Origin of the sequence: Acinetobacter sp. YH01009 (genome assembly GCF_013420765.1) — a bacterium.
In the GTDB taxonomy this organism is placed as follows: Bacteria; Pseudomonadota; Gammaproteobacteria; order Pseudomonadales; family Moraxellaceae; genus Acinetobacter; species Acinetobacter amyesii.
Map to the genome: position 1 here is coordinate 14,742 of NZ_VOYE01000019.1, position 22,844 is coordinate 37,585.

Genomic DNA, 22,844 nt, shown 5'->3' on the forward strand with positions numbered 1-22,844 from the left:
AAATGGCGAATGCTCAGTTTAACTGAATCAGTTTATCTACCAAAGGGTTTTTAAACTTTTGACTTTTCGCAAGGAAAGGCAAGTAATGGTCTGCAACTTGTTGTTCGGCTTCTAAGATTGGCATATGACCGACGTTATTTAAAATCACTGGGGTTTCTGCACGTTTCAGTAAAGACTTGAGTTCTCCAGCCACTTCAACATTAAAGATTTTATCTTGTTTGCCCCAGAGGATGAGGGTTGGTGCTTCCACCGTTCGTGTTAATCGAGCAAAAGTTTCAGGGGTGTAGATTCGATTGAGCGTGACGACTTGATCGATCATTTTACTAGTGAAGGGCGCACGCGCAATTAAAATATTTTCCTGCGCTTCTTTAAGCTGTGTTGGAACATTGGGCGGATTTTGCATGAGTTTATGCATGACATCATCTAAATCCCCCGGTTTTGAAACGATTAAATTTTTAAGTTTATATGGGTCGCGGGTGTAACTGGTATTGGCCTGTTTATAAATGCCCGCGCTGTTGAGTAAAAATAAGCTTTGGGTGTCAAAAGGATATTGAGAGGCATATACCGTTGCAATGGACCCACCCAATGAGTGACCTGCGACATTAAGTTTATCTTCAATATCTATTTTAAGGACAAACTGGCGTAGTTGTTCCGTGACATTCGGCACTGAGACATCAAAATCGACCGGCACATGTGTATCGCCATTGGCCGGAAGGTCAGGGATGATCACGTGATAGTTCGGTGTTAAATAATGCGCAACACGATTCCAATTATCACGTGTGCCGCCTAAACCATGAATCAGCAAGATGGTAGGTTTAGAGCGTTGACCGCCTTCGCTATAACTCCAATTCACATTGCCGACTTGAACACTGTGTGTGACTAAACCAGCCGCTTTACGTTCTTGGCTCAAATAATTTTGTACGATAGAGGGTACAGCCAGGTTTTTGCTGATGGGAGACGGATTTGCAGCTAAAGTATGGTTGGCAGTAAACGTCATACAGCAAATTGTTGCTAGCTTGAAAAAGCCAAAAACGCGTGAATGATGTCCTTTCATTGACGTTTACCCCAGTTAAATCGAATCGATATATTTTTTAGATCATTTATATGACTATTATCAGAATGGGCTGAAATAGCAAAAGCGTATATTTATGAAATATATTGTAAATTAAAAATGACCTTTGTCATCCATTGCTTTTTTGATGTGGTTAAACTTGCGTTTTAATAATGTGAACCATTACAGAAAAAATAATTTTTTTTGATGAATGTGGAGTAGCATTTTCTATCAAGATGCATCGTCGTAGAAAAAATTCACAGCAATTGTTTTTGCAAGTGACAATCGATTCGACTGGGATTAAAATATTGCAACTTCGGATAAGGGTAATTAGAACATGCTAGCAGCAGCAGAAGCTTTAGATCGTTTAAAGAAAGGGAATCAACGTTTTGTAAACGGTGAAACGAATCACCCGAAGCTTTTGACGCATCAACAACGTGCTGAAATGGCCGAAAGCCAAGAACCTTTTGCGATTATTTTAGGGTGTTCAGACTCACGTGTTCCTGCTGAAATGGTATTTGACCAAGGCTTAGGCGATTTATTCGTGATTCGTGTTGCAGGTAATATTGTGGCACCGTCTCAAGTCGGTAGCGTGGAATTTGCAGCAGAAAGCTTTGGATGTCCTGTGGTCATTGTATTGGGTCATACACACTGTGGCGCGATTCATTCTACGATTGAAGCTTTAACTAATCCTGCGACACCACCATCAGCAAACTTGATGTCGATTGTGAACCGCGTTCGTCCATCTGTAGAAATACTCATGCAAACTGAATTGAAAGATGACCTTGAAAAACTTTCAATGCATGCAGTACGTTCAAATGTTTTTGCCTCAGTGAATCAACTGCGTCATGGTTCAGCAGTCCTTGAAAACTTAATTGCGCAAGGCAAATTAAAAGTGGTGGGCGCTGAGTATTCACTCGAAACGGGTGAAGTAAGCTTCTACGATTTCTAAGCAAACTACAGTAAATACAAGATTTAAAAAAAGGCGCTCAAATGAAGCGCCTTTTTTAACGAATCCATTTTCACCCACTAAATTTATAAGTTTGCTTTAATTAATGGATAAGCATTGTTCAGCAAAATTGGTTGCGCTTTGGCATTAGGGTGAATCTGATCTTGTTGCATTAAGTTTTTATGTCCCGCCACCCCTTGCATAAAGAAAGGTAATAATTTGATTTTGTACTGTTGGCTCAACACTTGATAGTTATTTTCAAAAGCTTGGCTATATGCCTTGCCATAATTCGGTGGAATTTTCATTCCAAATAAAATCACTTTCGATTTGGCCTGTTGGCTTTTTTGAATCAGCTGCGCTAAATTTTTTTGAATTTGTGCAGGGGGTTGTCCGCGTAAACCGTCATTACCACCTAACTCAATCACCACAAGGTCTGGACGATGGGTCTGCAACAGTTTAGGCAGTCGTGCCAAAGCACCACTGGTGGTTTCACCGCTGACACTTGCATTGACCACTTTATGTTGTTTCGGATACTGTTGGTCTAGACGTTTTTGTAATAAGTGAACCCAGCCTTGCTGCACTGAAACACCATAACCCGCACTTAAGCTATCGCCCAAAATCATAATGGTTTTGGCAGAGAGCAGCATCGGGCAGAACATCAGTGCAATAGCCAGCAAGTAACTCAATAGACGATTATTTTGAATGCGATTTTGCATATAGGGAAGATATGACCCAACTCACGACAGATGTTGACATCATGCCACAGGCGATTATTTCTGCACAGCAATTGACACAAAAGATACAACTTCCACAAAAACAGTTATCGATCTTTGAACAACTCGATCTTGAAATCTTTGCAGGGGAACAAGTTGCGATTACTGGTCGTTCTGGTTCAGGTAAATCCACCTTGTTGGGTATTTTGGCAACACTAGATCAGGCCAGTTCGGGACAATTACGGGTCTGTGGTCAAGATATTCATTTATTAAATGAAGAACAGCGTGCTCAAGTCCGTTTGGCTCATATTGGATTTGTCTTTCAGTCTTTCCAGTTGTTGCCACATTTAACGGCTCTGGAAAATGTCATGCTGCCGCTACGGCTACAAGCAAATTTTCAGGTCAAAGCCGCAGAAGAAAAAGCATTAAAACTGTTAGCAAAGGTCGGACTAGAACGACAAGCGCATCAAGCTCCCAAAGTTTTATCCGGTGGTGAGCAGCAACGGGTTGCGATTGCCCGTGCTTTGGTGAGTGAACCCGATCTGATCTTTGCAGATGAACCAACAGGTAATTTAGACAGTGCAACGGCACAGGAAATTGAACAACTGTTATTTCAGTTAAATCGTGAAATGGGAACCACTTTGGTATTGGTGACGCATGATGCCGATTTGGCCCGTCAATGTCAGCGCCATTTTGAATTGGTCAATGGTCAATTGATTGAGCATCGAACAGGAGATGCTACATGAATCTTTTGGCACTGTTTCGACCACTCTTACAACTGAGTTTTAAAACCACGGGTGTGTATTTATTATTGATCACACTGACCTTGGCGATCAGTGCCACCACGGCTTTAAAGTTTAGTAATGTACAAATTCAAAATGCTGTAGCGCTACAAGCTGCTGAAATGTTGGCAGCAGATTTGGTGCTGACAGCCAATGAACCAATTCCACAAGAGTGGCAACAACAAGCCAAAACACAGCAATTAAAACAATCCAATGTCACGCTATTTAGCAGCATGGCGCATACTGATCAGCAATTTGTCATGGTCAATGTCAAAGCCGTTGATGCTGCATTTCCATTAAGAGGTGAACTCGAAACAGAACCGAAACTAAACCGTTCCATACAAGCAGGTGAGGTCTGGTTAAGTCCTCGTGCCATGGATTTATTGGGTGTAAAGGTTGGAGATCAGATCAATATTGCCGATGCTGCTTTTCAAGTCAGTGCCAAAATCATTCATGATACCAATCAAGAGCTTGGCTTCAGTGGTTTTTCACCGACGGTTATGATTGCGCAGTCTGAGGTGGCGAGAACCAATGCCATCCAAGTCGGGAGTCGGATTGAATATCGCCTGTTAATGGCTGGAGATGCACAAAATACCCAGCGCTTTGAAAAACTGTATAAGCAAAAATTTGGTGATCAAAGCGAAAACCGTACTGCTAAATCAGATCATGCGCAGGTTCAGGATGCAGCTCAAAGCAGTTTAAAAATGAGAAATGCCAGTGAAGGCAATACCCGCTTGATGAAGCCGATTGCCAACCTAGAAACGTTTTTACAACTTGCGAATATTTTAACCATTCTACTTTGTGGTATCGCCATCGCATTAACCAGTCAGCGCTATGTCCAACAAAATCAGGATGCCATTGCACTGATGCGCTGTATTGGGTCGACCAAACAGCAAATATTAAGTGCTTATTTGGCTTTACTGTTGGTTGTACTCGGGCTTTCAATCCTGTTTGGAAGTTTGATTGGTCTGGGATTTGGGTTTGGCTTATTGCAACTGATGCTACAGCTGATTCCAAATTTACAATTAGAGTTTTCAGCCCTGTCTATGCTGCTTGGCCCGCTTCCAATTGCAATATTCACCAGTGCGATTGTGCTATTAGGATTTGTTCTTCCAAGTCTTTGGCAATTATTAGGGACACCGCCAGCACGGGTGATACGACAACAAGAGCGTTCTGTACGTTCCATACTTTGGATGCTCAGTTTCGGCACACTCAGTTTGGTGGTGTTTTGTGGGGTATTAACTGAAAATTTACAACTCACCCTGTGGCTGATTTGCGCCATCATCTTCCTGTGTGTTGGCCTATATATGATGGTCTGGCTCAGTTTAAAGGCTTTGAAAAGTTGGGGGACGAAAATCTCAGCGTATATACGCACACCGTATCAAACGGCATTTCAAATTACCGCATTAGCATTGGGTCTAAGTCTGATTACGGTTTTAGCGGTATTACGTACAGATTTGCTGGAACGTTGGCAACAACAATTACCACAAGGGACACCTAACCAATTTGTCTATGGATTACCGCCATTTGAGTTGCAGGATTTTAATCAACAACTCAAGCAGCATGGCTGGCAAGGGACGCCGATGTACCCGAATATTCGTGGACGATTAGTTGCCAAAAATGATCTCCCTTTTTCGGATGCCTTAATTAAAAGCAATAATTCATTACGCCGTGAATTGAATCTTACGCAGGCTGCAACTTTTCCGAAAGATAATCAAATCATCGCGGGCAGTCAGCAGTTTCAACAGGTTAATGAAGTATCGGTAGAGGTGAAAACCGCACAAGAGCTGGGTATTCAAATTGGAGATCGACTGAGTTTTAGCCTTCCTGAAGGGATTTTACAAGCCAAGGTGATCAACCTTCGTAGTGTGGAGTGGGAAAGCTTTAGTCCAAACTTTTTCTTTATTTTTTCTCCCCAAACCATGGATGAAAATGCCGGTAGTTACTTGGGGAGCTTCTATGTTCCACCGCAAGATAAAAATCAGTTAATTGGTCTAATTCAGCAGTTTTCGAATACCGTGTTTATTGATGTCAGTCTAATTTTGGATGAGATCAAACGCATCGTCAGTGTATTGGTTCAGATTATTACCATCTTGGCGCTGTTGGTCAGTATTTCAGGCATTTTAGTTTTGGTCGCATGTTTGAACTTATTTATGGATGAACGCAAAAAAGAAGTGGCATTACTGCGGTCCTTCGGCAGTTCCAAGCAAAAGTTAAAGTCGATGCTCAGTTTGGAAGTTGGTTTGATGGGGCTAATTTCGGGTGTTGTGGCATGTATTTTTGCTGAAGTGATCAGTGCGATTGTCAGTTATAAAATGGAACTGACCATCCAGCTACATGCAGAGATTTGGTTGATCCTCCCACTGGTCATGACCTTAGTCTGTACATTGATCGGACGTTATCGCTTAAGTTATCTTTGCGACATCCCACCCTTAGAAAGCTTACGTGAACTAAATAGTTAAGGGGGGAGATGGTTAACAGCCGAGCAAGTTAAGAGTGGAGCAGGAACCCAGTGCGCAGTCCAGGTTTAGACATGATTTGATGTGTTTTCAACATATCTGTGTTGATAGCCACAGGGTTCATTCCACTGTTTAACGTGCTGCGAGAGATTGCTTCATCAGCAGGATAAAGTGTTCCCAAAGCGGTAAAATCGGTTGGATTAATTGTTGGCAATGCAGATAAAACAGGTAGCATCCGACAGCTGCGGTGATTAGACCGATCATTTGAATGATTAGGGATTGATGTAATTTTTGTCCCACATACCAAATGAAAGCCAAGGCAGCGCCCATCAACATGCCGCCAATATGCGCGGCATTGTTAATCCCACTAATCATAAAGCCCATCGCGAGGTTAATCCCCATCACCATCAATAAGGTTTTTTTATCCAGATAAAATTGCTGTTGAGGTAACATGGGGAGCAGCGAAATAATCGTCAGCGCTGCACCCAGTCCCATCACTGCACCCGATGCGCCTGCACCAATACTCGGAAAAAGTTGCTGATTGGCTGCACCTTCGGCCAATAATGCATAGCTATCTTGAATGGTTAAATAACCACTCAATAAACTTCCCATGAGTCCGGCTAAAACATACAGGCCGAGGAAGTAGAAACGACCTAACATTTGCTCGGCAACACTGCCAAAAATATACAAAGCCCACATATTCAACATCAGGTGAATCAGGCCAAAATGAAAAAACATACTGCTGAATAAGCGGATGGGTTCCTCTAAAAAGGTTAAAGGTGCATAATCAGCACCCCAACGCAAAGCATCCAGTGTGTCGGGTTGGCTAACGTTCATTCCATGCAACACTTGCCAGCCAAAGAGTCCAACATTGATGGTAATTAAGAGTGCCGTGATCCACCACAGTTGGATTTGCAGCTTACGGGTTGATACAGCAGGAGGGCTGAGTTCAGACATGCTATTCTTGTACTGTGTCAAAATATTTAAAAATAAGCTTAACATGAAAAAACAGAATTTCTGGAGTAACACACTGACATGAAAGCCTTTATTGTTCGTACATTGTTAATTCTTGTCAGTCTTGTGCTTTTGGTACAGCTTTGGATCTTTGGTAGTCTGGTGTGGTGGCGTACACATCCTGTGGAATCGACGATGATGATGCGTTTAGATTATTGGTCTGAGCCATCAAAACCGATTAAACACGAATGGCGTGATTACGACCAAATCAGTGATTATGTCAAACATGCTGTTGTTGCCGCGGAAGATGGCAAGTTTTTACAACACAAAGGTTTTGATTGGGAAGGCATGCAAAATGCTTTAGAACGCAATAAAGATAAAGGCAAAGTGGTTGCAGGTGGATCTACCATTTCTCAGCAATTGGCAAAAAACTTATTTTTATATAATAAGCGTTCATTTATCCGAAAAGGGCAGGAAGCTGTTGCAACATGGATGATGGAACGCATGTGGACGAAGCAACGCATTTTAGAGGTATATCTCAACTCGGTTGAGTTTGGGGACAACATTTACGGCGTAGAAGCTGCAACACAGCACTATTTTGGTAAAAGTTCACGGAGTTTGAGTCGAGAACAAGCGGCATTTATTGCGGCTATTTTACCCAATCCAAAATATTATGATGAAAATCGAAATGATAGAAAGCTAAATTATCGTAAGCGCATGATCCAAAAATATATGCGTTATAGCCATATCCCAGATTAAGAACGATCTAAACATTCGTCAAATGGCATGGCAGCGATTTGAATTACAACAAAAAGCTCATCTTTATGGGCTTTTTTTATGAAATTGTCATAAATTTGAAGCATACTAAACTGAGTACAGCACACATTTTTTATATGGGTTTGAGATGAATACCGCAGCTGAAGTCGCGCAAGTACCTACTGAATATACTTATAATGATCGTTATATCAATCGAGAGTTATCGATTCTCGACTTTCATCTGCGTGTGCTCGAACAAGCGGTTGACCCCATTCATCCATTATTAGAGCGGATGAATTTCTTACTGATCTTTTCACGTAACTTAGACGAATTTTTTGAAATTCGTGTTGCGGGAATGATGGAACAGCTAGACTTAGGTAATGAAAGCCGCAGTCCAGATGGCTTAACACCAAAACAAGTATTAGATGAAATTTCTACGACAGCGCATGCGGCAATTGAGCGCCAGTATCGTATTTTAAATCAAGAAATTTTACCCAAACTGCGTGAAGAAGATATTTGCTTCTTGCGTCGTGGTGAGTTAACCCCTGCACAGTCGGCATGGGTAAAAAAATATTTCCAAGAACAAGTTGCACCAGTTTTAACCCCAATTAGTTTAGATCCTGCACATCCATTCCCTCGCTTGGTGAATAAGTCGCTGAACTTTATTGTGACTTTAGAAGGGAAGGATGCGTTTGGTCGTCAGATTGACTTAGCCGTTGTACCTGCACCGCGTTCGCTGCCACGTGTCGTTCGGATTCCTGATGAATTAACCGGTGGCAAAGAGCATCATGTGATGCTATCGGCAATTATTCATGAACATGTCTCTGATTTGTTCCCCGGCATGACGGCGACGGGTTGCTACCAATTCCGCGTGACGCGTAATGCCGATTTGGCTTTAAATGAAGATGTTGAAGATTTGGCTAAAGCCCTCAAAGGTGAGTTGAATTCACGTCGTTTTGGTCGCGCCGTTCGCTTGGAAGTGACAGAAAATTGTCCGCAGCATATTTATGAATATTTGCTTGATGAGTTCGATTTAGAAGAAGAGCAACTCTATAAAGTAGATGGACCAGTTAACCTTGCACGTTTACTGTCAAATTTTAAACGTCCACATCTACGTTATGACGCACATATTCCTGTTATACCGAAAGTACTCAAAAAATCTGAAAACATTTTTAGTGCGATGCAAAAACAAGATATTTTGCTGCACCATCCCTTTGAATCATTCGCACCGGTAATTAATTTACTGCGTGAAGCTGCACGTGATCCACAAGTTTTGGCCATTAAACAAACGCTTTATCGAAGTGGCGCAGATTCGGAGATTGTGCAAGTTTTAGCGGAAGCAGCACGTAATGGTAAAGAAGTCACCGCTGTAATTGAGCTTCGAGCACGATTTGATGAAGAATCAAACATTGCTGTGGCCAATGTATTACAAGAAGCAGGCGCAGTTGTCGTGTATGGCATCGTGGGCTATAAAACTCATGCCAAAATGATTTTGGTGGTACGCCGCGAAAATAATAAATTGGTGCGTTATGTGCATTTAGGTACGGGCAACTATCATGCGGGAAATGCGCGTATCTACACGGATTACGGTCTATTAACTACAGATAAAGAACTCTGTGAAGATGTACATCGTATTTTCCAAGAATTGACCGGTATGGGTAAAATGGCGAAGCTAAAAAAACTGCTGCATGCGCCATTTACCTTACATACTCAACTTATCAATTATATTGATAATGAAATTACTAATGCTAAAGCGGGTAAGTCTGCGCAAATTATAGTCAAGGTTAATGCATTAACAGAAGTTCAGTTGATCAATAAACTGTACGAAGCGTCACAAGCAGGTGTACAGATTGATTTAATTATTCGTTCTATTTGTTGTTTGCGTCCAGGTTTACCGGGGCTGTCTGAAAATATTCGCGTACGTTCTATTGTTGGCCGTTTCTTAGAACATACCCGAGTTTATTATTTCAGTAATAATGGCGATGCTCGGATTTACTGTTCAAGTGCAGACTGGATGGATCGTAATTTATTTAACCGTGTGGAAGCTTGTTTCCCAATTGAGGATCCCGCCTTGAAAAAGCGTATTTATCAATTAGGTTTAGTGAATTATCTAAAAGATAATCAGCAAGCTTGGTTGCTCCAAAGTGATGGTCGTTGGATTCGTACCCATGTTCAAGAGGGAGAGGAGGCACATAATTCACAGCATGTGCTTTTAGATGCATTTAAATAGATGTGGGTTATAAATAAAGGGAGCAGATGCTCCCTTTGGTATTTTTTAAGTATAGATTTATTTTTGAATACTTTATCTCAGCTAAATTTAGCTGTAGCTACAAATTTTTCTATAGATATTTTTGACAAAACCATCAATTTGATACGTTGAAAGTTTTAATTCATTGACCATCTGCTCTTGAGTCGCACTATGGCTGACCATATCCAAAATTTGATATTCAGCTGGATTTAGACTGAGTTGTTTCGGCGCTGCATTTTGCGGACTAAAAGTTTCACTCAATAAAAATTTAGCAAAAGTTGGGTGCAGGGCAGCACCACCTCTTAAAATGGTTTTCAGCTGGTTATAAGTGTCTTCAATTGGTTGTTGAATCAACATATAGGCAGTTGCACCTAACTGAATCGCATGTAAAGTTAAATCGGCAGACTGTTCATTGACTAAAATAATGAGATTGCTCGAAGGATAGATTTTCTTAATTTTATGTATGAATGAGATATCAGACTGTTGCGTGACCACTAAAAAGATTAAATTTGGCAATTGATTGAAAATTTGTTGTTCTGCATCTGCTAAATTTTCTGAAAATGTAATGAGGTCTTCAGGATAACCGAGGTCTCCTAAGATGTTAAACAGCACTGTTTTTGAAGTCATTGATTGATGATCAATGATCAAAACGGGTACTGGTAATAAAAATTCACTCATCATACATTTCGCTCATTTATTATTTTTAATCAAATTGCATTTCCATAATGTGCATGGAAGTGAATTAGAAAAATATACCTAGAAGTAGTGATTTATACATTAAAGTATAATTAAGTTATTGTGATATAATATAATTTAATTAATGTATGGTTTTTTGTGTTTTTCATTATGTTGAATGCAAAGATTTATAGTTTTTTCGTTTTTATTTTTAGAATATTGATTAAATAATCATCAGATTTCGATTCGAATTGAAAATAATAAATGAAATGTGAAAGCAGTATTTTGACAACTAATAAATTGAACTGTTTCTGATGTGAGTTAATATTCACCTATTGCTTAGTTATTTTAAACATGAATATTAGTGATTATTTAAAATAATGTGATTTATTTCTCATGTATGGTTATTTTATAGCACAAAACATAATTATGAAAAAAGCCCTTTGAAAATGAATCAGACGTACTTTATCTAAAATACCTGAAACTAGTGATTTTAACGAAAGTTATATTTTACTAAGATGTATTAATCTTCTTACTTATCTGGCTAGTGTGAAGATATTATCGAGGCGATGAATTGAGATATACATCAAGTCATATATTACCTTATCAGGCTACCTATTTGGGTTAGCCTTTTCTTTTTTCTAGATACTATATTTTTATTTTCAATTTTAAATTCATCTCAATATTATTATTTCTGGATTATTCATTTCTGCAAAATAAAAAAGAGAGCACAGGGCTCTCTTTAATATTCATGGATTGAATTAGTGCAGATTACTGGTGATTTTCTGCAAGATTTGAAGCAATACATCAAATTCACTTTGAAGCGGCGTACTTTTACGCGTCACCAATGCTAATGTGCGTGTAGGACTAGCTTCTATTTCTTTCACAGCCAAATCTTCATTGGCTTTGATCATATTGGTATGAACTGCAATTTCAGGCAATAAGGTAAAGCCTAAATCTGCGGAAACCATTTCAACCAAAGTTGGCAATGAGCTTGCTTTTAAACGATGGTCGTTTTTACGTTCACCAATCGGGCAAGCACTCAAAGCATGATCACGTAAGCAATGGCCTTCTTCAAGCAACATTAAACGAGATAAATCTAGGTCGTCTAAAGATTTCGCTTGAGCTGCATTTTGGTCAGCTTTGTTGTACACCAAGAACAATTTTTCTTTGTTTACTTCTGCAACTTTCAAGCTACGTGTATCGAAAGGAAGAGCAAGTAATACGATATCTAGATTACCGTGCTCGAGTTTCTCAACAATTTTTTCACTTTGTGCTTCATGTAAATGCAATTGAATTTTTGGTAGTTGCTTATGCACTTCTTCTAATAATGGTGCAAGTAAAAATGGCGCAATAGTAGGAATGACCCCTAGATGTAAATCACCCGTTAGAGGTTCGCTCATTTCACGACTTAAACGCATTAGGTCTTGCGCATCTGCCAATAGAACTCGAGCTCTTCCGACAACTTGTTCACCAAGAGGAGTTAAACGCACGTTTTGACGGTCGCGTTCTACCAATACGCCACCTAGTAAACGCTCAAGTTCCATGATCCCGCCAGACAAAGTAGACTGGGTGACAAAAGAACGACGCGCAGCTTCAGTAAAGTGTAGCGTTTCTGACAGTGTTACTAGATATGACAGCTGTCTTAAGGATGGTAATGCAGCCATAGTGTCCTAATTTATGATTTAAAGTGATCAGCAAACAAACCGCTAAGATATGGAATAAAATGCGGTGGGATATCATGCCCCATTCCATCAATTAATTCAAATTTAGCACCTGAAATAGCCTTTGCAACGGCCTTACCATGGCTTGGCGGCAGCAAACGGTCACGAGCTCCATGAACCACAATGGTTTTATGCTGAATTTGTTTATCTAACTGCAGCAGGGAACCTGTACATAATATTGCTAAAAACTGTTGAAGTACACCCGCTGGGTAATAACTCCGCTTATAGAGTTTACGTGCAGTTTGTATCACTTCAAGCTGATTAATATAGCCTGGAGAGCCTATAATATTAAAAACTTTCAGACTATGGTTAATAATGCCATCTTCATCGTTAGATTCAGGTTTTTCAATTAGACTAAATAATTGCTTTGGAAATGGCGGTGGAAGTAAGGGTTGGATGTTACTGGTAAAAAGTAAGCTTAAGTTGTGGACTTTGTCGGGATAGCGTGCCGCCACGATTTGAGCGATCATGCCGCCCATCGAAGCACCTAAAATATGGACTTTATCCAGTCCCATACGATCAATTAATAGTGCAACATCGTCTGCCATATCGTATAGATCATAGGGCGCACCCTGATTCTCTAGACCTAAGGCAAAACGTCCCATCAATTTAAAGGTGTTAAGACGTGGGCCTAGGTTACGAATTTTACTCGACAGACCAATATCACGATTATCAAAGCGAATAACTCGGTAACCTTGGTCTATTAGGGACTTACAGAAGAAATCGGGCCAATACAACATTTGTGCGCCGAGTCCCATAATCAGTAGGATTGCAGGATCTTCAGGATGACCACCCACCTCGACATGAAGTTCAATGCCATTGCCTAACTCTACGCGAGTTTCATGCATAAAAGAGGCATAAGGTGAAATATTAAACTGAAGGGCACTATTCATTGTTATTTTCCTTTAAAAAGGACGTCTATTATTATCAGGACGTCCTTGTATTTAAACCTTAAACTGAAGCAGGAATCAAGTCCGGAACCTGCTTAGTCAAAGTTAAGCGTTGCTTCCCAGCAGTTGCACCGAGCAGTACAAATCCACGTAATACGCCATCTTGATCGATGGCACGGGCAATCATGCCATCTTCAAGCTCTTCTGTTTCCCATTGGGTTTCTACATCAATTGGCGCAGGAAGGACAGTTAAAGGTGCAGCAGGTGTTTTCACGGCTACAGGCATGGCTGGATAATGCACAGCGGTATGCTCACCATTGAGGGTTTTTGCCAAAGCACGTGCTTGTTGCATGATTGGCATCACGTATGGCAGAAGGGTACCATTAACTTCAGCACAGTCACCGACAGCATAGATATCTGCCAAGTTGGTTTCTAAGCCTTTATTGGTTAATACACCACGACTGGTGTGAATGCCGGCTTGTTTTGCCAAGTTAATCTCAGGCTGTAGGCCAATCGCAGACAACACGACATCTGCCACTAAGCTTTGACCATTGGCAAGGCTCACTTGATAGTCACCATTTTCAATACGTGACACTTTGTCGACTGTTGTGCCTAAAACGAATTGAATGCCCGTTTCTTCTAAATTACTTTGGAATTTAGCGGCCACATGAGACGGCAGTAGACGACCTAAAGGTTGCGGAGCTAAATCGACCACAGATACTTTCGCTCCAGTATTTTGGAGGTCATTGGCAAACTCGCAGCCAATCAAACCTGCCCCTAAAATCACCACACGTTTATCTTCACGTGCTGCAAGCTGTTTGCGGAATGCTTTGTAGTGATCTAAATTGTTGACCACATGAATGTCTTCACTGCCATCACCCGAAATGGCTAAGCGAATTGGATTTGCACCGACGGCTAAAACGAGTTTTGAATACAGTTGTGTTTGAGTTCCATTTTGGCTTTCGATGGCGAGCTCATGTTTTGCTGCATCGATAGCTTTAACCCAACTCTTATTGATGATTTGCATATTGAGTTGAGCCGACATTTTTTCGGCATCCCCTAGAGGGATTTGCTCAGGAGTTTTATTACCAACGAGCGCATTGGATAATGTCGGTTTAGCGTAGTTAATGGCATCATCCGCACAGATCATAATAAGTTCTAGTTCAGTATTTAACTTTCGAAATTCACGTGCAACGGCATATCCCGCCATACCAGAACCAATAATGACAATAGGGTGCATACTCAACTCCAAACACATTTCATATTTTTTAAAGACAAAAAAAAGACCATAACGATGATGGCCTTAGATTCTATTTATTAGATTTCAACCATTTCAAAATCTACTTTTGAGACGCCACAGTCTGGGCAAGTCCAATCATCTGGGATATCTTCCCATTTCGTTCCTGCCACGATACCGTCTTGTGGCCAGCCTTCTGCTTCGTCATAAATCCATCCACAAACGATGCACTGATACTTTTTCATTCCATTCTCCAAAAACTGACACAAAATTAAGTCAGTAAATACTTCATAACTGTATAAGTTTATACCTTAAGGTTAATTAGCCTTATACAGTAGACTCTTATGTTAAATTTTTACGCAGTTCTAACGATAAAGTAAAGTGGCTAAGAGTTTAATGAGTGAAATTAAAAGCAGAATGGCAGTGAGGGACAATAAATATCATCAAAACCCCAGATCTGTGAAAAATTGTCTGACAATATTTATGCCTATTGAAAGCTATATTGGAATTCATTTCCGTGAATTGGGTTCTAAATACCGCTTTTTCTATATTCATAGACTAAAGTCTTGCAGAAAAAAACTCTAAAATCTTTTATTTTATGATTAGGAAAATATATATTTGATATTTTTTAAATAAATACAATATTAATAATCAGTAACTTATGTAAATTTGCTGTATCTTAAATATGCATTTTAGTCGGGGGTTAGCTGTTCTTTTCTCTCAAATCGCGTTAAAATTCACACATTCCTTCCTTAATTTATTTTCTCCTATTATGAGTAATTCTACTGCTGCGGCATTGTGGTCTAACATTCGTACTGTCCAAGATTTTCCAAAACCAGGAATTTGCTTCTTTGACCTTACGCCGTTATTTATGAATAACATCGAATCGTTAACTGATGCCCTAATTGCAAGTATTCCAGCTGAGCAATTGGCAGAAGTAGATAGCTTTATTGCAGTTGAAGCGCGTGGTTTTGTTTTGGCAAGCTTACTTGCTCAGCGTACAGGCAAAGGTTTGGTGTTGGTACGTAAAGCCGGAAAATTACCACCACCTGTTGTCGGTGTTGGTTATAGCCTTGAATACGGTTTAGATCGTCTTGAAATGTCAGCTGAAATCGAATCACAAAAAGTAATTATTGTGGATGACGTATTGGCGACGGGCGGTACGCTTCGTGCAGTGAAACAATTGGCTGAAAAATGTAAACACCAAGTTTTAGGCGCAAGCATTTTCTTAGATTTGCCTGACTTGCATAAAGATTTAGGACTAAATATTTGGTCTGTTTTAGATGATAAAACACGTCCTGAAGCAGATGCAGCTTAAGCGTCAGTTTTAAAATGTAAAAAGCCTTGTCTAAGACAAGGCTTTTTTATGTCTGATAAAAGCGACATTGCTGCTTAAGGTTAATATTAATATTATGATTTATTTTTTTAAGTAATTTAATTCGAGATGTTGGATTAAATCATTAATATTTTCAGGGCATTGTAGGCGATGATGTCCGCCATCCATGACTTGAAGCTGCATATAGTCTTCGAGTTGTTTTTCTGCCTCATACATATCCAAGATTTCATCACCACGTTCGATATAGGCAATTTGTGGAATATCGTGATCCAAATCCATTTCATTGATTGCAGGGTAGTCGTCACGAAAGTCTGGATGCAGACTCGGGTTAGCAATCACACAAGGAATGCGATGAAACAGCGACATTTTCAAAGCCCAGTATGCCCCGAGACTATGACCGACGATGATATCAGGCTTAATGGTTTCAATACTTTCATGATAAAAGTCCGCAACAGTTTGAAAATTTAAGTTGCGATAGTCCACTTCAATGCAGAATTTTTGTTTTGCATCGATGGCATGGAATTTAGTGGATTCACGGGAAGAATCCAATCCATGTAAAAACAGAATTTTCGATAAGCAGGAAGTCATTGTTTTTCTACACACTGTTTTCAGACATTTTGGATGTGTTGAATATTTTATTTTTCAACAATTTTATGACTTCATTGTAGAGAGAATCGTCAAAAAGAGAATTTAGCTTTTGGTCTAATTTGTAGGCATTTAAAAGACTTTAGTCTTAAAGAAAATAGATTAAAAGGTTGAATTAAGCTATTGAAATATATTTCAATATATTGATAGTTATAAATATTTTAAAGTACGTAGTTGTCATTGTAATATCGCTAAATATTGGCTTGCTAAGTTTAAATATTTAACTTTTATCTCGTGCATATCTGAAAGGTATGGATTAAGCAAACCTGAAGGTATAGCTGTCAAAACAACTTACTTTGATAAATTTCAACTTATTGAAAAAATGCGCACATTGCTTACTGCTCAATTCAAAGGAAATCTGCTATGCTATGCAACTTCCGTTTTTTAACTATTTGAGACAGAGATGACGCAACATAACGCTCAATCGACTTCTGAACAAGCCATTTCCGAAAACGATTTAATTGCACAGCGTCATGCCAAGTTAGAGCACATCAAAGAGCACGCCAAGGAAACAGGTGTTAGCCCGTGGCCTAACACATTTAAGCGTGAACACTATGCACAAGATTTACAAGACCAATTCGCTGAAAAATCAAAAGAAGAAATTGAAGCAGGCGAAAAGGTTTATGTAAAAGTTGCTGGTCGTGTGATGTTGAACCGCGGTTCATTCATCGTAATCCAAGATATGACTGGTCGTATCCAGCTTTATGTACCACGTAAAGAGTTGGATGCTGACGTTCTTGCGACCATTAAAGCACTCGATTTGGGCGATATTATTGCTATCGAAGGTTATATTGGTCGTTCTGGTAAAGGTGACCTGTATGTTCATATTGAACATTTTGAGCTTTTAACCAAATCACTTCGTCCTCTTCCAGACAAATTCCATGGTTTGACTGATACTGAAGTTAAATACCGTAAGCGTTATTTAGACCTCATCATGAACGAAGAAACACGTAAAACTTTTGAAATTCGTGCAAAAGTGGTGTCAGGTATTCGTTCATATTTGAGCAATGAGCGTTTCATGGAAGTTGAAACACCAATGATGCATGTGATTCCGGGTGGTGCATCTGCGCGTCCATTCGAAACTCATCACAATGCATTGGATATGCCTTTATTCTTACGTATTGCGCCTGAACTTTACTTAAAACGTTTGGTTGTCGGTGGTTTTGAGCGTGTGTTCGAAATTAACCGTAACTTCCGTAACGAAGGTGTATCAACACGTCATAACCCAGAATTTACTATGATCGAATTCTATCAAGCGTATGCAGACTACAAAGACCTGATGGCTTTGACTGAAAATATGCTTGAAAAATTGGCGATCGACATCTTGGGTTCGACGGATGTGCCTTATGGTGAAGAAGTGTATAGCTTCAAAGGTCCATTCAAGAAGATTTCGATGTTTGATGCGATTCTTGAACACAACCCAACGTTCACTGCTGAAAATGTGGCTGACCGTGAGTTCCTTGCTAACTTCGTTAAAAATGAACTGAAAGAGCAAGTAAAACCTGGTTTTGGTTTAGGTAAACTTCAAACCATCGTATTTGAAGAAACTGTTGAAACTGAACTTCGTCAACCGACATTCATCACAGAATACCCTGCGGAAACTTCACCATTAGCACGTCGTAATGATGATAATCCACATATTACCGATCGTTTTGAATTCTTCATCGGTGGTCGTGAGTTGGCAAATGGTTTCTCAGAGTTAAATGACCCAATTGATCAAGCTGAACGTTTCCAAGCTCAAGTTGCCGAAAAAGATGCAGGCGATGATGAAGCAATGCATTACGATGCAGACTTCATTGAAGCGCTTGAATACGGCTTACCGCCTACAGCGGGTGAGGGTATTGGTATTGACCGTTTGGTGATGTTATTTGCCAATGCTGCAAGTATTCGTGAAGTGATCTTGTTCCCACATATGCGTCATAAAAACTAATCATAAAAACTAATTAAGTTTTGAAATGAAAAACCCGCTTAATGCGGGTTTTTTATTTTGTGCTTTTATTGAGCATTTTAATCGAAATGATAAAAAATTAGGGTAGATACAGTTTCGCCCTTGAATAAATGAGTTGAAAAATCTAAGGTGGGCTGTGAATTAAACTTGAGAAAAAGAGCATGTATTTAAGAAAGTCACTCTATGCTGCTGTACTGTTTGGATTATCAGTTCCTGTTTTTGCTCAGGGGATTGTATTAAATAATGAAGAATTACGCGCAGATTTAAATTGGTTAAATCAGCAAGGCGTCATTCAAATTAGCACCTCAACATGGCCGATGAGTGGTGATGAAATACAGCGCGCTTTATCTGCTGCAAAAGCGACGACATCTGTACAGCAAAAAGTATTACAAAACATTCAAAATAAATTGACTGCTGAAAATACACTATTAAAAGCCGAATTATTTGCTGAGTCAGATAAAAATAATTTACCGCAAAATTTTGGTGATCATCAAAAAGCGCAGTATCAAGGTGCACTTGAACTGAACGTTGGTGGTGAAAATTGGGATGGTCGTTTACGTGTAAATGCTGAAGATAAACAACAAATTAATAATGATCAAGATGTAAATGTAGAAGGCACATACATTGCCGGGAAGCTTTGGAACCAATGGTTAATTGCAGGTCAGATTCCGACTTATTGGGGGCCTGGTCATGACGGTAGTTTAATCCGTGGTGATGCGAGTCGCCCTGTGTATGGTTTTACTGCACAGCGTGCAGAACAGAATGCTTTTGAAACACCGTGGTTATCTTGGATCGGCCCTTGGCAGTATCAAGCTTTTGCTGGTCGATTAGATGACTATGCTGCGGTTCCAGATACGAATTTAATTGGTTTTAGACTTACAGCACAGCCATTACCATATCTTGAGTTAGGGGCTTCACGTACTTTCCAAATTGATGGGGAAGGGCAACCAGGAAGTGCTAAGGCGTATTGGAATGCATTCATTGGCAAAGATAATGAATGTACAGATACGGGTTGCGCGGGTGAAGGAAATCCCTCAAATCAATTGGCTGGTTTTGATGCGCGTTTGAATTTACAACCATTATTGCAAGTTCCAGCCAGTCTGTATGGCCAATATATTGGTGAAGATGAAGCAGGTGGTTTGCCTGCAAAAAGCATGTATCTTGCTGGGGTTGATTATTCTTCAAGTGTGAAAAATATGCCTTATCAACTCTATACTGAATGGGTCGATACTCGAACCAATGGTGATGCTAAAGGCATTTCTTATAACCACCACATATATACAGATGGCTACTATCAACATGGCTATCCACTAGGTCATGCCTTAGGTGGTGATGCTCAAATGGTTTCAGTGGGTGGAAATATACGTATTGATCAACTAAACCGTCTAAATGGTCGTGTACTGTTTGCAAAAGTTTCTGAAACAGAGCGTGCTGCTTTGAATAACGCAGCATTTCCTGAAAAAGATGAATTGAAAGCTCTAGACTTAACTTGGACACATTATTTACGTCCAGATATGCCTTTAAAAATTAACGGTTGGGTAAGTGACTCAGATTTAAATGGTAATGATGGTGGAGTGTCAATTGGAATTGAACTACCATTAGATAACCGTTTATTTCATTACTAACTGATGTTACGCGCGTAAAAGTAATTACGCATTTTTAAAATGATTTTTTTAAGTCTATTCGACGGAGTCTTGCATCTAGGGTTTGAATAAAGGGATTAGCCTTCGGCTGGAGGTACTTTTGTTTCGGCAAAAGTACCCAAAACCATTGTCATCCGCAAAACTCGTTTACTAGCGTCAAATTACTCAAAGTATCGCAAAAACTTTTTTGATTAGAAGTAGTCCTGCCTCGAACAGTTGCGGATGACGTTACTGCGTATCGTTCTTTTATTTGAAGAAAATTGCGCTTCTGATGTTACTGCGTAACATCAGTTACTAATTTATATTCATTTTTAAAATGATGTATTCATTGAAAAGTCCGCTTATAGTGGACTTTTGGATATTGGTAGTTGCCAATTTTCAGACAAAAAAATACGCAATGATTGGGGTGTTCATTGCGTATAACAACGAATCTGTTTCCACAGGTTCGGTAAAGGAGAAATGTTATGAATTTAGGTATTCCTAAAACATAAATAGATAATAGAGTGAACGGTCAGTCATTTCATTGGTGTTCACGTTAAGTGATGTTACCTAACGTTAAAACTAAGGAGATTTTGTGAATACTTTCACAAAAAGTGCCTATAAAAAAGCCTTTCACATTGGAAAGGCTTAATTTTATGGAATTTTTTAAATTTAGAAGTGGAATACACCCAGTCCAGATTTAATCTCATCCAACGTTTGTTGGGTAATATCACGGCATTTATCGGTACCGGTTTTTAAAATATCCATGATGTAGTCAGGATCTTTTTGCAATTCTAAACGGCGTTCACGGATCGGGCCGATGAGCTCTTTTAGCACACCTTCAAGACGCTTTTTCACCGTACCATCGCCTAGGCCACCACGACGATAGTGTTCTTTCAGTTCCGCAACAGCATCTTTATCTGGGTCGAATGCATCAAGGTAAGTAAATACCACGTTACCTTCCACTTGACCTGGATCTTCAATACGTAAATGATTTGGATCGGTATACATTGCGTTTACGGCTTTTTTGATATCTTTATCAGTCGCGTCAAGCACAATGGTATTGCCCAAAGATTTAGACATTTTTGCTTTACCATCAAAACCTGGTAAGCGGCCTACATTAGAGAGTAAAGCTTTACATTCAGGAAGTACGTCACGACCAATTTGACGGTTTAAACGACGAACAATTTCGTTGGTTTGTTCAATCATTGGAATTTGGTCTTCGCCCACTGGAACGACAGATGCTTTAAACGCTGTAATATCGGCAGCTTGAGCCACTGGATAGCATAAGAAACCTGCAGGAATATCACGCTCAAATCCACGCATTTGAATCTCAGATTTGATGGTGGGATTACGCTCTAAGCGAGAAACCGTCACAAAGTTCAAATACAACATGGTCAATTCATTCAATGCTGGTAAGCATGATTGAACGCAAATCGTGGTTTTGGTTGGGTCAATTCCTACAGCAAGATAATCGGTTGCGACTTCAATAATATTGCGACGAACTTTTTCGAAGTTATCGGCATTATCAGTTAAGGCTTGAGCATCAGCTAAAAGGAGATGTTGATGATGCGAATCTTGTAAACCTACACGTGAACGTAAAGAACCTACAAAATGACCTAAATGTAATTGTCCAGTCGGACGGTCGCCAGTCAAAATCACTGGACGATTATCTTGAGTACTCATTATCTGTTCCAAAGTGGTAGTCAAAGCTACGGCTGATTTTCAAAGAATGTCCCCATTGTACGGCATTCTATTTTTGATTGTTACTGACACAGCACAATTGACTGAAAAATGGGTGAATATTTTGTTAATTATTAAAAAACTAAATACAATTTTAGCGTTAAATAGAATTAGAATATTAAAAAATGCCTAAAGGATAAAAATAATGGCGAGTAGCTTATTAATCTTACTTGATGATATTGCAACTGTGTTGGATGACGTTGCTGTGATGAGTAAGATGGCAGCCAAAAAAACAGCGGGTGTCCTTGGAGATGATTTAGCACTGAATGCACAACAAGTCAGTGGTGTCCGTTCCGATCGTGAACTTCCTGTCGTTTGGTCTGTCGCCAAAGGATCTTTTGTTAATAAATTAATTTTGGTTCCGGCTGCTTTATTGATCAGTGTGGTTGCACCTTGGCTGATTACACCGCTTTTGATGATTGGTGGTTTGTTTTTGTGCTATGAGGGTGTGGAAAAAGTCCTGCATAGTTTGCATCATAAAAAAGCCAAAACAGAAGAAGTTGCTCGTGAAGAGATGACCCATATTGAAACGGATTTGGTGACTTTTGAAAAAGAAAAAGTCAAAGGTGCCATCCGGACCGATTTTATTTTATCTGCTGAAATTGTGGTGATTTCATTGGGTACGGTTGCAACTGCGGCATTTGGGACTAAGGTCATGGTGCTTTCGGTGATTGCAATTATAATGACCGTTGGTGTTTATGGTTTTGTCGCGATGATTGTCAAAATTGATGACTTAGGACTTTATCTCACGCAACAAGCATCACAATTTAAAAAGACCGTTGGACAAGGTTTGTTAGCATTTGCACCTAAGTTGATGAAGACATTAACCATTGTAGGTACGATTGCCATGTTTTTAGTGGGTGGTGGCATCATTACCCATGGTGTGCCTCTGCTACACCATTTTATTGAAGGCTCTGTGGATTATGCAGAACATATTCCTACAGTTGGCAGTATTGTGGGTGCATTAACACCGACTTTAATCAATTTAGTGACAGGTTTTATTGCAGGTTTAATCGTGCTGTGCGTCGTGTCTTTAGTTCAAAAAGTATGGCCAAAGTCGCAAAAGGATTAATCTGTAAACGCACGGATATCAACTATTTTATATAAGGAAG

19 protein-coding genes are annotated in these 22,844 nt (G+C 39.7%); 9 read left to right on the forward strand and 10 right to left on the reverse strand.

Going from position 1 to position 22,844, the window contains the following annotated elements; translation table 11 throughout:
- Positions 1–13 precede the first annotated feature (13 nt).
- Positions 14–1,054: an alpha/beta fold hydrolase gene (locus tag FTT76_RS15260; RefSeq protein ID WP_078189942.1), complete on the reverse strand. Its 1,041-nt coding sequence runs from the start codon at positions 1,052–1,054 to the stop codon at positions 14–16.
- 334 nt (positions 1,055–1,388) lie between these two features.
- Between FTT76_RS15260 and FTT76_RS15265 the strand changes: the two genes are divergently transcribed.
- On the forward strand, positions 1,389–2,003 hold the full coding sequence (locus FTT76_RS15265; RefSeq protein ID WP_078189941.1) for a carbonic anhydrase: 615 nt from the start codon (positions 1,389–1,391) through the stop codon (positions 2,001–2,003).
- A gap of 83 nt (positions 2,004–2,086) precedes the next feature.
- Here FTT76_RS15265 and FTT76_RS15270 read toward each other — a convergent pair whose 3' ends face one another.
- Positions 2,087–2,716 carry an arylesterase gene (locus tag FTT76_RS15270; protein WP_180026478.1) on the reverse strand — a complete coding sequence of 210 codons (630 nt, stop codon included), beginning with the start codon at positions 2,714–2,716 and terminating at the stop codon, positions 2,087–2,089.
- Positions 2,717–2,727: 11 nt separating this feature from the next.
- On the opposite strand from FTT76_RS15270, the gene FTT76_RS15275 reads away from it, so the two are divergent.
- Both FTT76_RS15275 and FTT76_RS15280 read left to right on the forward strand, forming a co-directional pair.
- Complete coding sequence (locus tag FTT76_RS15275) at positions 2,728–3,459, forward strand: ABC transporter ATP-binding protein (protein WP_180055372.1); 732 nt, start codon at positions 2,728–2,730, stop codon at positions 3,457–3,459.
- Complete coding sequence (locus tag FTT76_RS15280; RefSeq protein ID WP_180073221.1) at positions 3,456–5,957, forward strand: ABC transporter permease; 2,502 nt, start codon at positions 3,456–3,458, stop codon at positions 5,955–5,957. The genes FTT76_RS15275 and FTT76_RS15280 overlap by 4 nt, the downstream gene beginning before the upstream one ends.
- A 129-nt stretch (positions 5,958–6,086) precedes the next feature.
- Here FTT76_RS15280 and FTT76_RS15285 read toward each other — a convergent pair whose 3' ends face one another.
- Positions 6,087–6,911: a rhomboid family intramembrane serine protease gene (locus FTT76_RS15285; protein ID WP_180026476.1), complete on the reverse strand. Its 825-nt coding sequence runs from the start codon at positions 6,909–6,911 to the stop codon at positions 6,087–6,089.
- A 78-nt stretch (positions 6,912–6,989) separates the two neighbouring features.
- On the opposite strand from FTT76_RS15285, the gene mtgA reads away from it, so the two are divergent.
- Together mtgA and ppk1 are read left to right on the forward strand one after the other, a co-directional pair.
- Positions 6,990–7,667 (forward strand): monofunctional biosynthetic peptidoglycan transglycosylase, encoded by a 678-nt coding sequence (gene mtgA / locus FTT76_RS15290; RefSeq protein ID WP_180063446.1) that lies wholly within the window; start codon positions 6,990–6,992, stop codon positions 7,665–7,667.
- A gap of 145 nt (positions 7,668–7,812) precedes the next feature.
- Positions 7,813–9,894, forward strand: coding sequence for a polyphosphate kinase 1 (gene ppk1 / locus FTT76_RS15295; RefSeq protein WP_180190611.1), 2,082 nt, complete (start codon positions 7,813–7,815; stop codon positions 9,892–9,894).
- Between the two features lie 87 nt (positions 9,895–9,981).
- Here the strand turns inward: ppk1 and FTT76_RS15300 are convergent, their stop codons facing one another.
- From FTT76_RS15300 to rubA, 5 genes are all read right to left on the reverse strand, one after another.
- Positions 9,982–10,593, reverse strand: a complete 612-nt coding sequence (locus FTT76_RS15300) for a response regulator transcription factor (RefSeq protein ID WP_078189934.1) — start codon at positions 10,591–10,593, stop codon at positions 9,982–9,984.
- A gap of 755 nt (positions 10,594–11,348) precedes the next feature.
- A complete protein-coding gene (gene oxyR, locus FTT76_RS15305) occupies positions 11,349–12,254 on the reverse strand; it encodes a LysR family transcriptional regulator OxyR (protein ID WP_078189933.1) in 906 nt (301 codons plus the stop codon).
- 11 nt (positions 12,255–12,265) lie between these two features.
- On the reverse strand, positions 12,266–13,204 hold the full coding sequence (locus tag FTT76_RS15310) for an alpha/beta fold hydrolase (protein ID WP_218955907.1): 939 nt from the start codon (positions 13,202–13,204) through the stop codon (positions 12,266–12,268).
- Between the two features lie 58 nt (positions 13,205–13,262).
- On the reverse strand, positions 13,263–14,441 hold the full coding sequence (locus FTT76_RS15315) for an NAD(P)/FAD-dependent oxidoreductase (protein ID WP_180190612.1): 1,179 nt from the start codon (positions 14,439–14,441) through the stop codon (positions 13,263–13,265).
- A 77-nt stretch (positions 14,442–14,518) separates the two neighbouring features.
- Positions 14,519–14,683, reverse strand: a complete 165-nt coding sequence (gene rubA / locus FTT76_RS15320; RefSeq protein ID WP_005179369.1) for a rubredoxin RubA — start codon at positions 14,681–14,683, stop codon at positions 14,519–14,521.
- A gap of 527 nt (positions 14,684–15,210) precedes the next feature.
- Here rubA and FTT76_RS15325 point away from each other — a divergent pair.
- Positions 15,211–15,756: an adenine phosphoribosyltransferase gene (locus tag FTT76_RS15325; RefSeq protein WP_078189930.1), complete on the forward strand. Its 546-nt coding sequence runs from the start codon at positions 15,211–15,213 to the stop codon at positions 15,754–15,756.
- A 99-nt stretch (positions 15,757–15,855) separates the two neighbouring features.
- Here the strand turns inward: FTT76_RS15325 and FTT76_RS15330 are convergent, their stop codons facing one another.
- Positions 15,856–16,362: a YqiA/YcfP family alpha/beta fold hydrolase gene (locus FTT76_RS15330; RefSeq protein WP_180049141.1), complete on the reverse strand. Its 507-nt coding sequence runs from the start codon at positions 16,360–16,362 to the stop codon at positions 15,856–15,858.
- Between the two features lie 460 nt (positions 16,363–16,822).
- Between FTT76_RS15330 and lysS the strand changes: the two genes are divergently transcribed.
- Together lysS and FTT76_RS15340 are read left to right on the forward strand one after the other, a co-directional pair.
- On the forward strand, positions 16,823–18,349 hold the full coding sequence (lysS, locus tag FTT76_RS15335) for a lysine--tRNA ligase (protein WP_180003896.1): 1,527 nt from the start codon (positions 16,823–16,825) through the stop codon (positions 18,347–18,349).
- 179 nt (positions 18,350–18,528) lie between these two features.
- Positions 18,529–19,992 carry a capsule assembly Wzi family protein gene (locus FTT76_RS15340; protein ID WP_180063451.1) on the forward strand — a complete coding sequence of 488 codons (1,464 nt, stop codon included), beginning with the start codon at positions 18,529–18,531 and terminating at the stop codon, positions 19,990–19,992.
- 669 nt (positions 19,993–20,661) lie between these two features.
- Here FTT76_RS15340 and trpS read toward each other — a convergent pair.
- Positions 20,662–21,675 (reverse strand): tryptophan--tRNA ligase, encoded by a 1,014-nt coding sequence (gene trpS, locus FTT76_RS15345; RefSeq protein ID WP_180007457.1) that lies wholly within the window; start codon positions 21,673–21,675, stop codon positions 20,662–20,664.
- A 202-nt stretch (positions 21,676–21,877) separates the two neighbouring features.
- Here trpS and FTT76_RS15350 point away from each other — a divergent pair, with 202 nt between their 5' ends.
- Positions 21,878–22,804, forward strand: coding sequence for a DUF808 domain-containing protein (locus FTT76_RS15350; RefSeq protein ID WP_180007458.1), 927 nt, complete (start codon positions 21,878–21,880; stop codon positions 22,802–22,804).
- Positions 22,805–22,844: the final 40 nt, after the last annotated feature.

What these genes read in the sequence shown, in the direction of transcription:
- lysS (WP_180003896.1), top strand. Translation starts at nt 16,823, where the DNA reads ATGACGCAACATAACGCTCAATCGACTTCTGAACAAGCCATTTCCGAA.
- ppk1 (WP_180190611.1), top strand. Translation starts at nt 7,813, where the DNA reads ATGAATACCGCAGCTGAAGTCGCGCAAGTACCTACTGAATATACTTAT.
- FTT76_RS15300 (WP_078189934.1), bottom strand. Translation starts at nt 10,593, where the DNA reads ATGATGAGTGAATTTTTATTACCAGTACCCGTTTTGATCATTGATCAT.
- FTT76_RS15310 (WP_218955907.1), bottom strand. Translation starts at nt 13,204, where the DNA reads ATGAATAGTGCCCTTCAGTTTAATATTTCACCTTATGCCTCTTTTATG.
- FTT76_RS15315 (WP_180190612.1), bottom strand. Translation starts at nt 14,441, where the DNA reads ATGCACCCTATTGTCATTATTGGTTCTGGTATGGCGGGATATGCCGTT.
- FTT76_RS15350 (WP_180007458.1), top strand. Translation starts at nt 21,878, where the DNA reads ATGGCGAGTAGCTTATTAATCTTACTTGATGATATTGCAACTGTGTTG.
- FTT76_RS15260 (WP_078189942.1), bottom strand. Translation starts at nt 1,054, where the DNA reads ATGAAAGGACATCATTCACGCGTTTTTGGCTTTTTCAAGCTAGCAACA.
- FTT76_RS15275 (WP_180055372.1), top strand. Translation starts at nt 2,728, where the DNA reads ATGACCCAACTCACGACAGATGTTGACATCATGCCACAGGCGATTATT.
- FTT76_RS15330 (WP_180049141.1), bottom strand. Translation starts at nt 16,362, where the DNA reads ATGACTTCCTGCTTATCGAAAATTCTGTTTTTACATGGATTGGATTCT.
- oxyR (WP_078189933.1), bottom strand. Translation starts at nt 12,254, where the DNA reads ATGGCTGCATTACCATCCTTAAGACAGCTGTCATATCTAGTAACACTG.
- FTT76_RS15285 (WP_180026476.1), bottom strand. Translation starts at nt 6,911, where the DNA reads ATGTCTGAACTCAGCCCTCCTGCTGTATCAACCCGTAAGCTGCAAATC.
- FTT76_RS15340 (WP_180063451.1), top strand. Translation starts at nt 18,529, where the DNA reads ATGTATTTAAGAAAGTCACTCTATGCTGCTGTACTGTTTGGATTATCA.
- FTT76_RS15270 (WP_180026478.1), bottom strand. Translation starts at nt 2,716, where the DNA reads ATGCAAAATCGCATTCAAAATAATCGTCTATTGAGTTACTTGCTGGCT.
- mtgA (WP_180063446.1), top strand. Translation starts at nt 6,990, where the DNA reads ATGAAAGCCTTTATTGTTCGTACATTGTTAATTCTTGTCAGTCTTGTG.
- FTT76_RS15265 (WP_078189941.1), top strand. Translation starts at nt 1,389, where the DNA reads ATGCTAGCAGCAGCAGAAGCTTTAGATCGTTTAAAGAAAGGGAATCAA.
- FTT76_RS15280 (WP_180073221.1), top strand. Translation starts at nt 3,456, where the DNA reads ATGAATCTTTTGGCACTGTTTCGACCACTCTTACAACTGAGTTTTAAA.
- trpS (WP_180007457.1), bottom strand. Translation starts at nt 21,675, where the DNA reads ATGAGTACTCAAGATAATCGTCCAGTGATTTTGACTGGCGACCGTCCG.
- FTT76_RS15325 (WP_078189930.1), top strand. Translation starts at nt 15,211, where the DNA reads ATGAGTAATTCTACTGCTGCGGCATTGTGGTCTAACATTCGTACTGTC.
- rubA (WP_005179369.1), bottom strand. Translation starts at nt 14,683, where the DNA reads ATGAAAAAGTATCAGTGCATCGTTTGTGGATGGATTTATGACGAAGCA.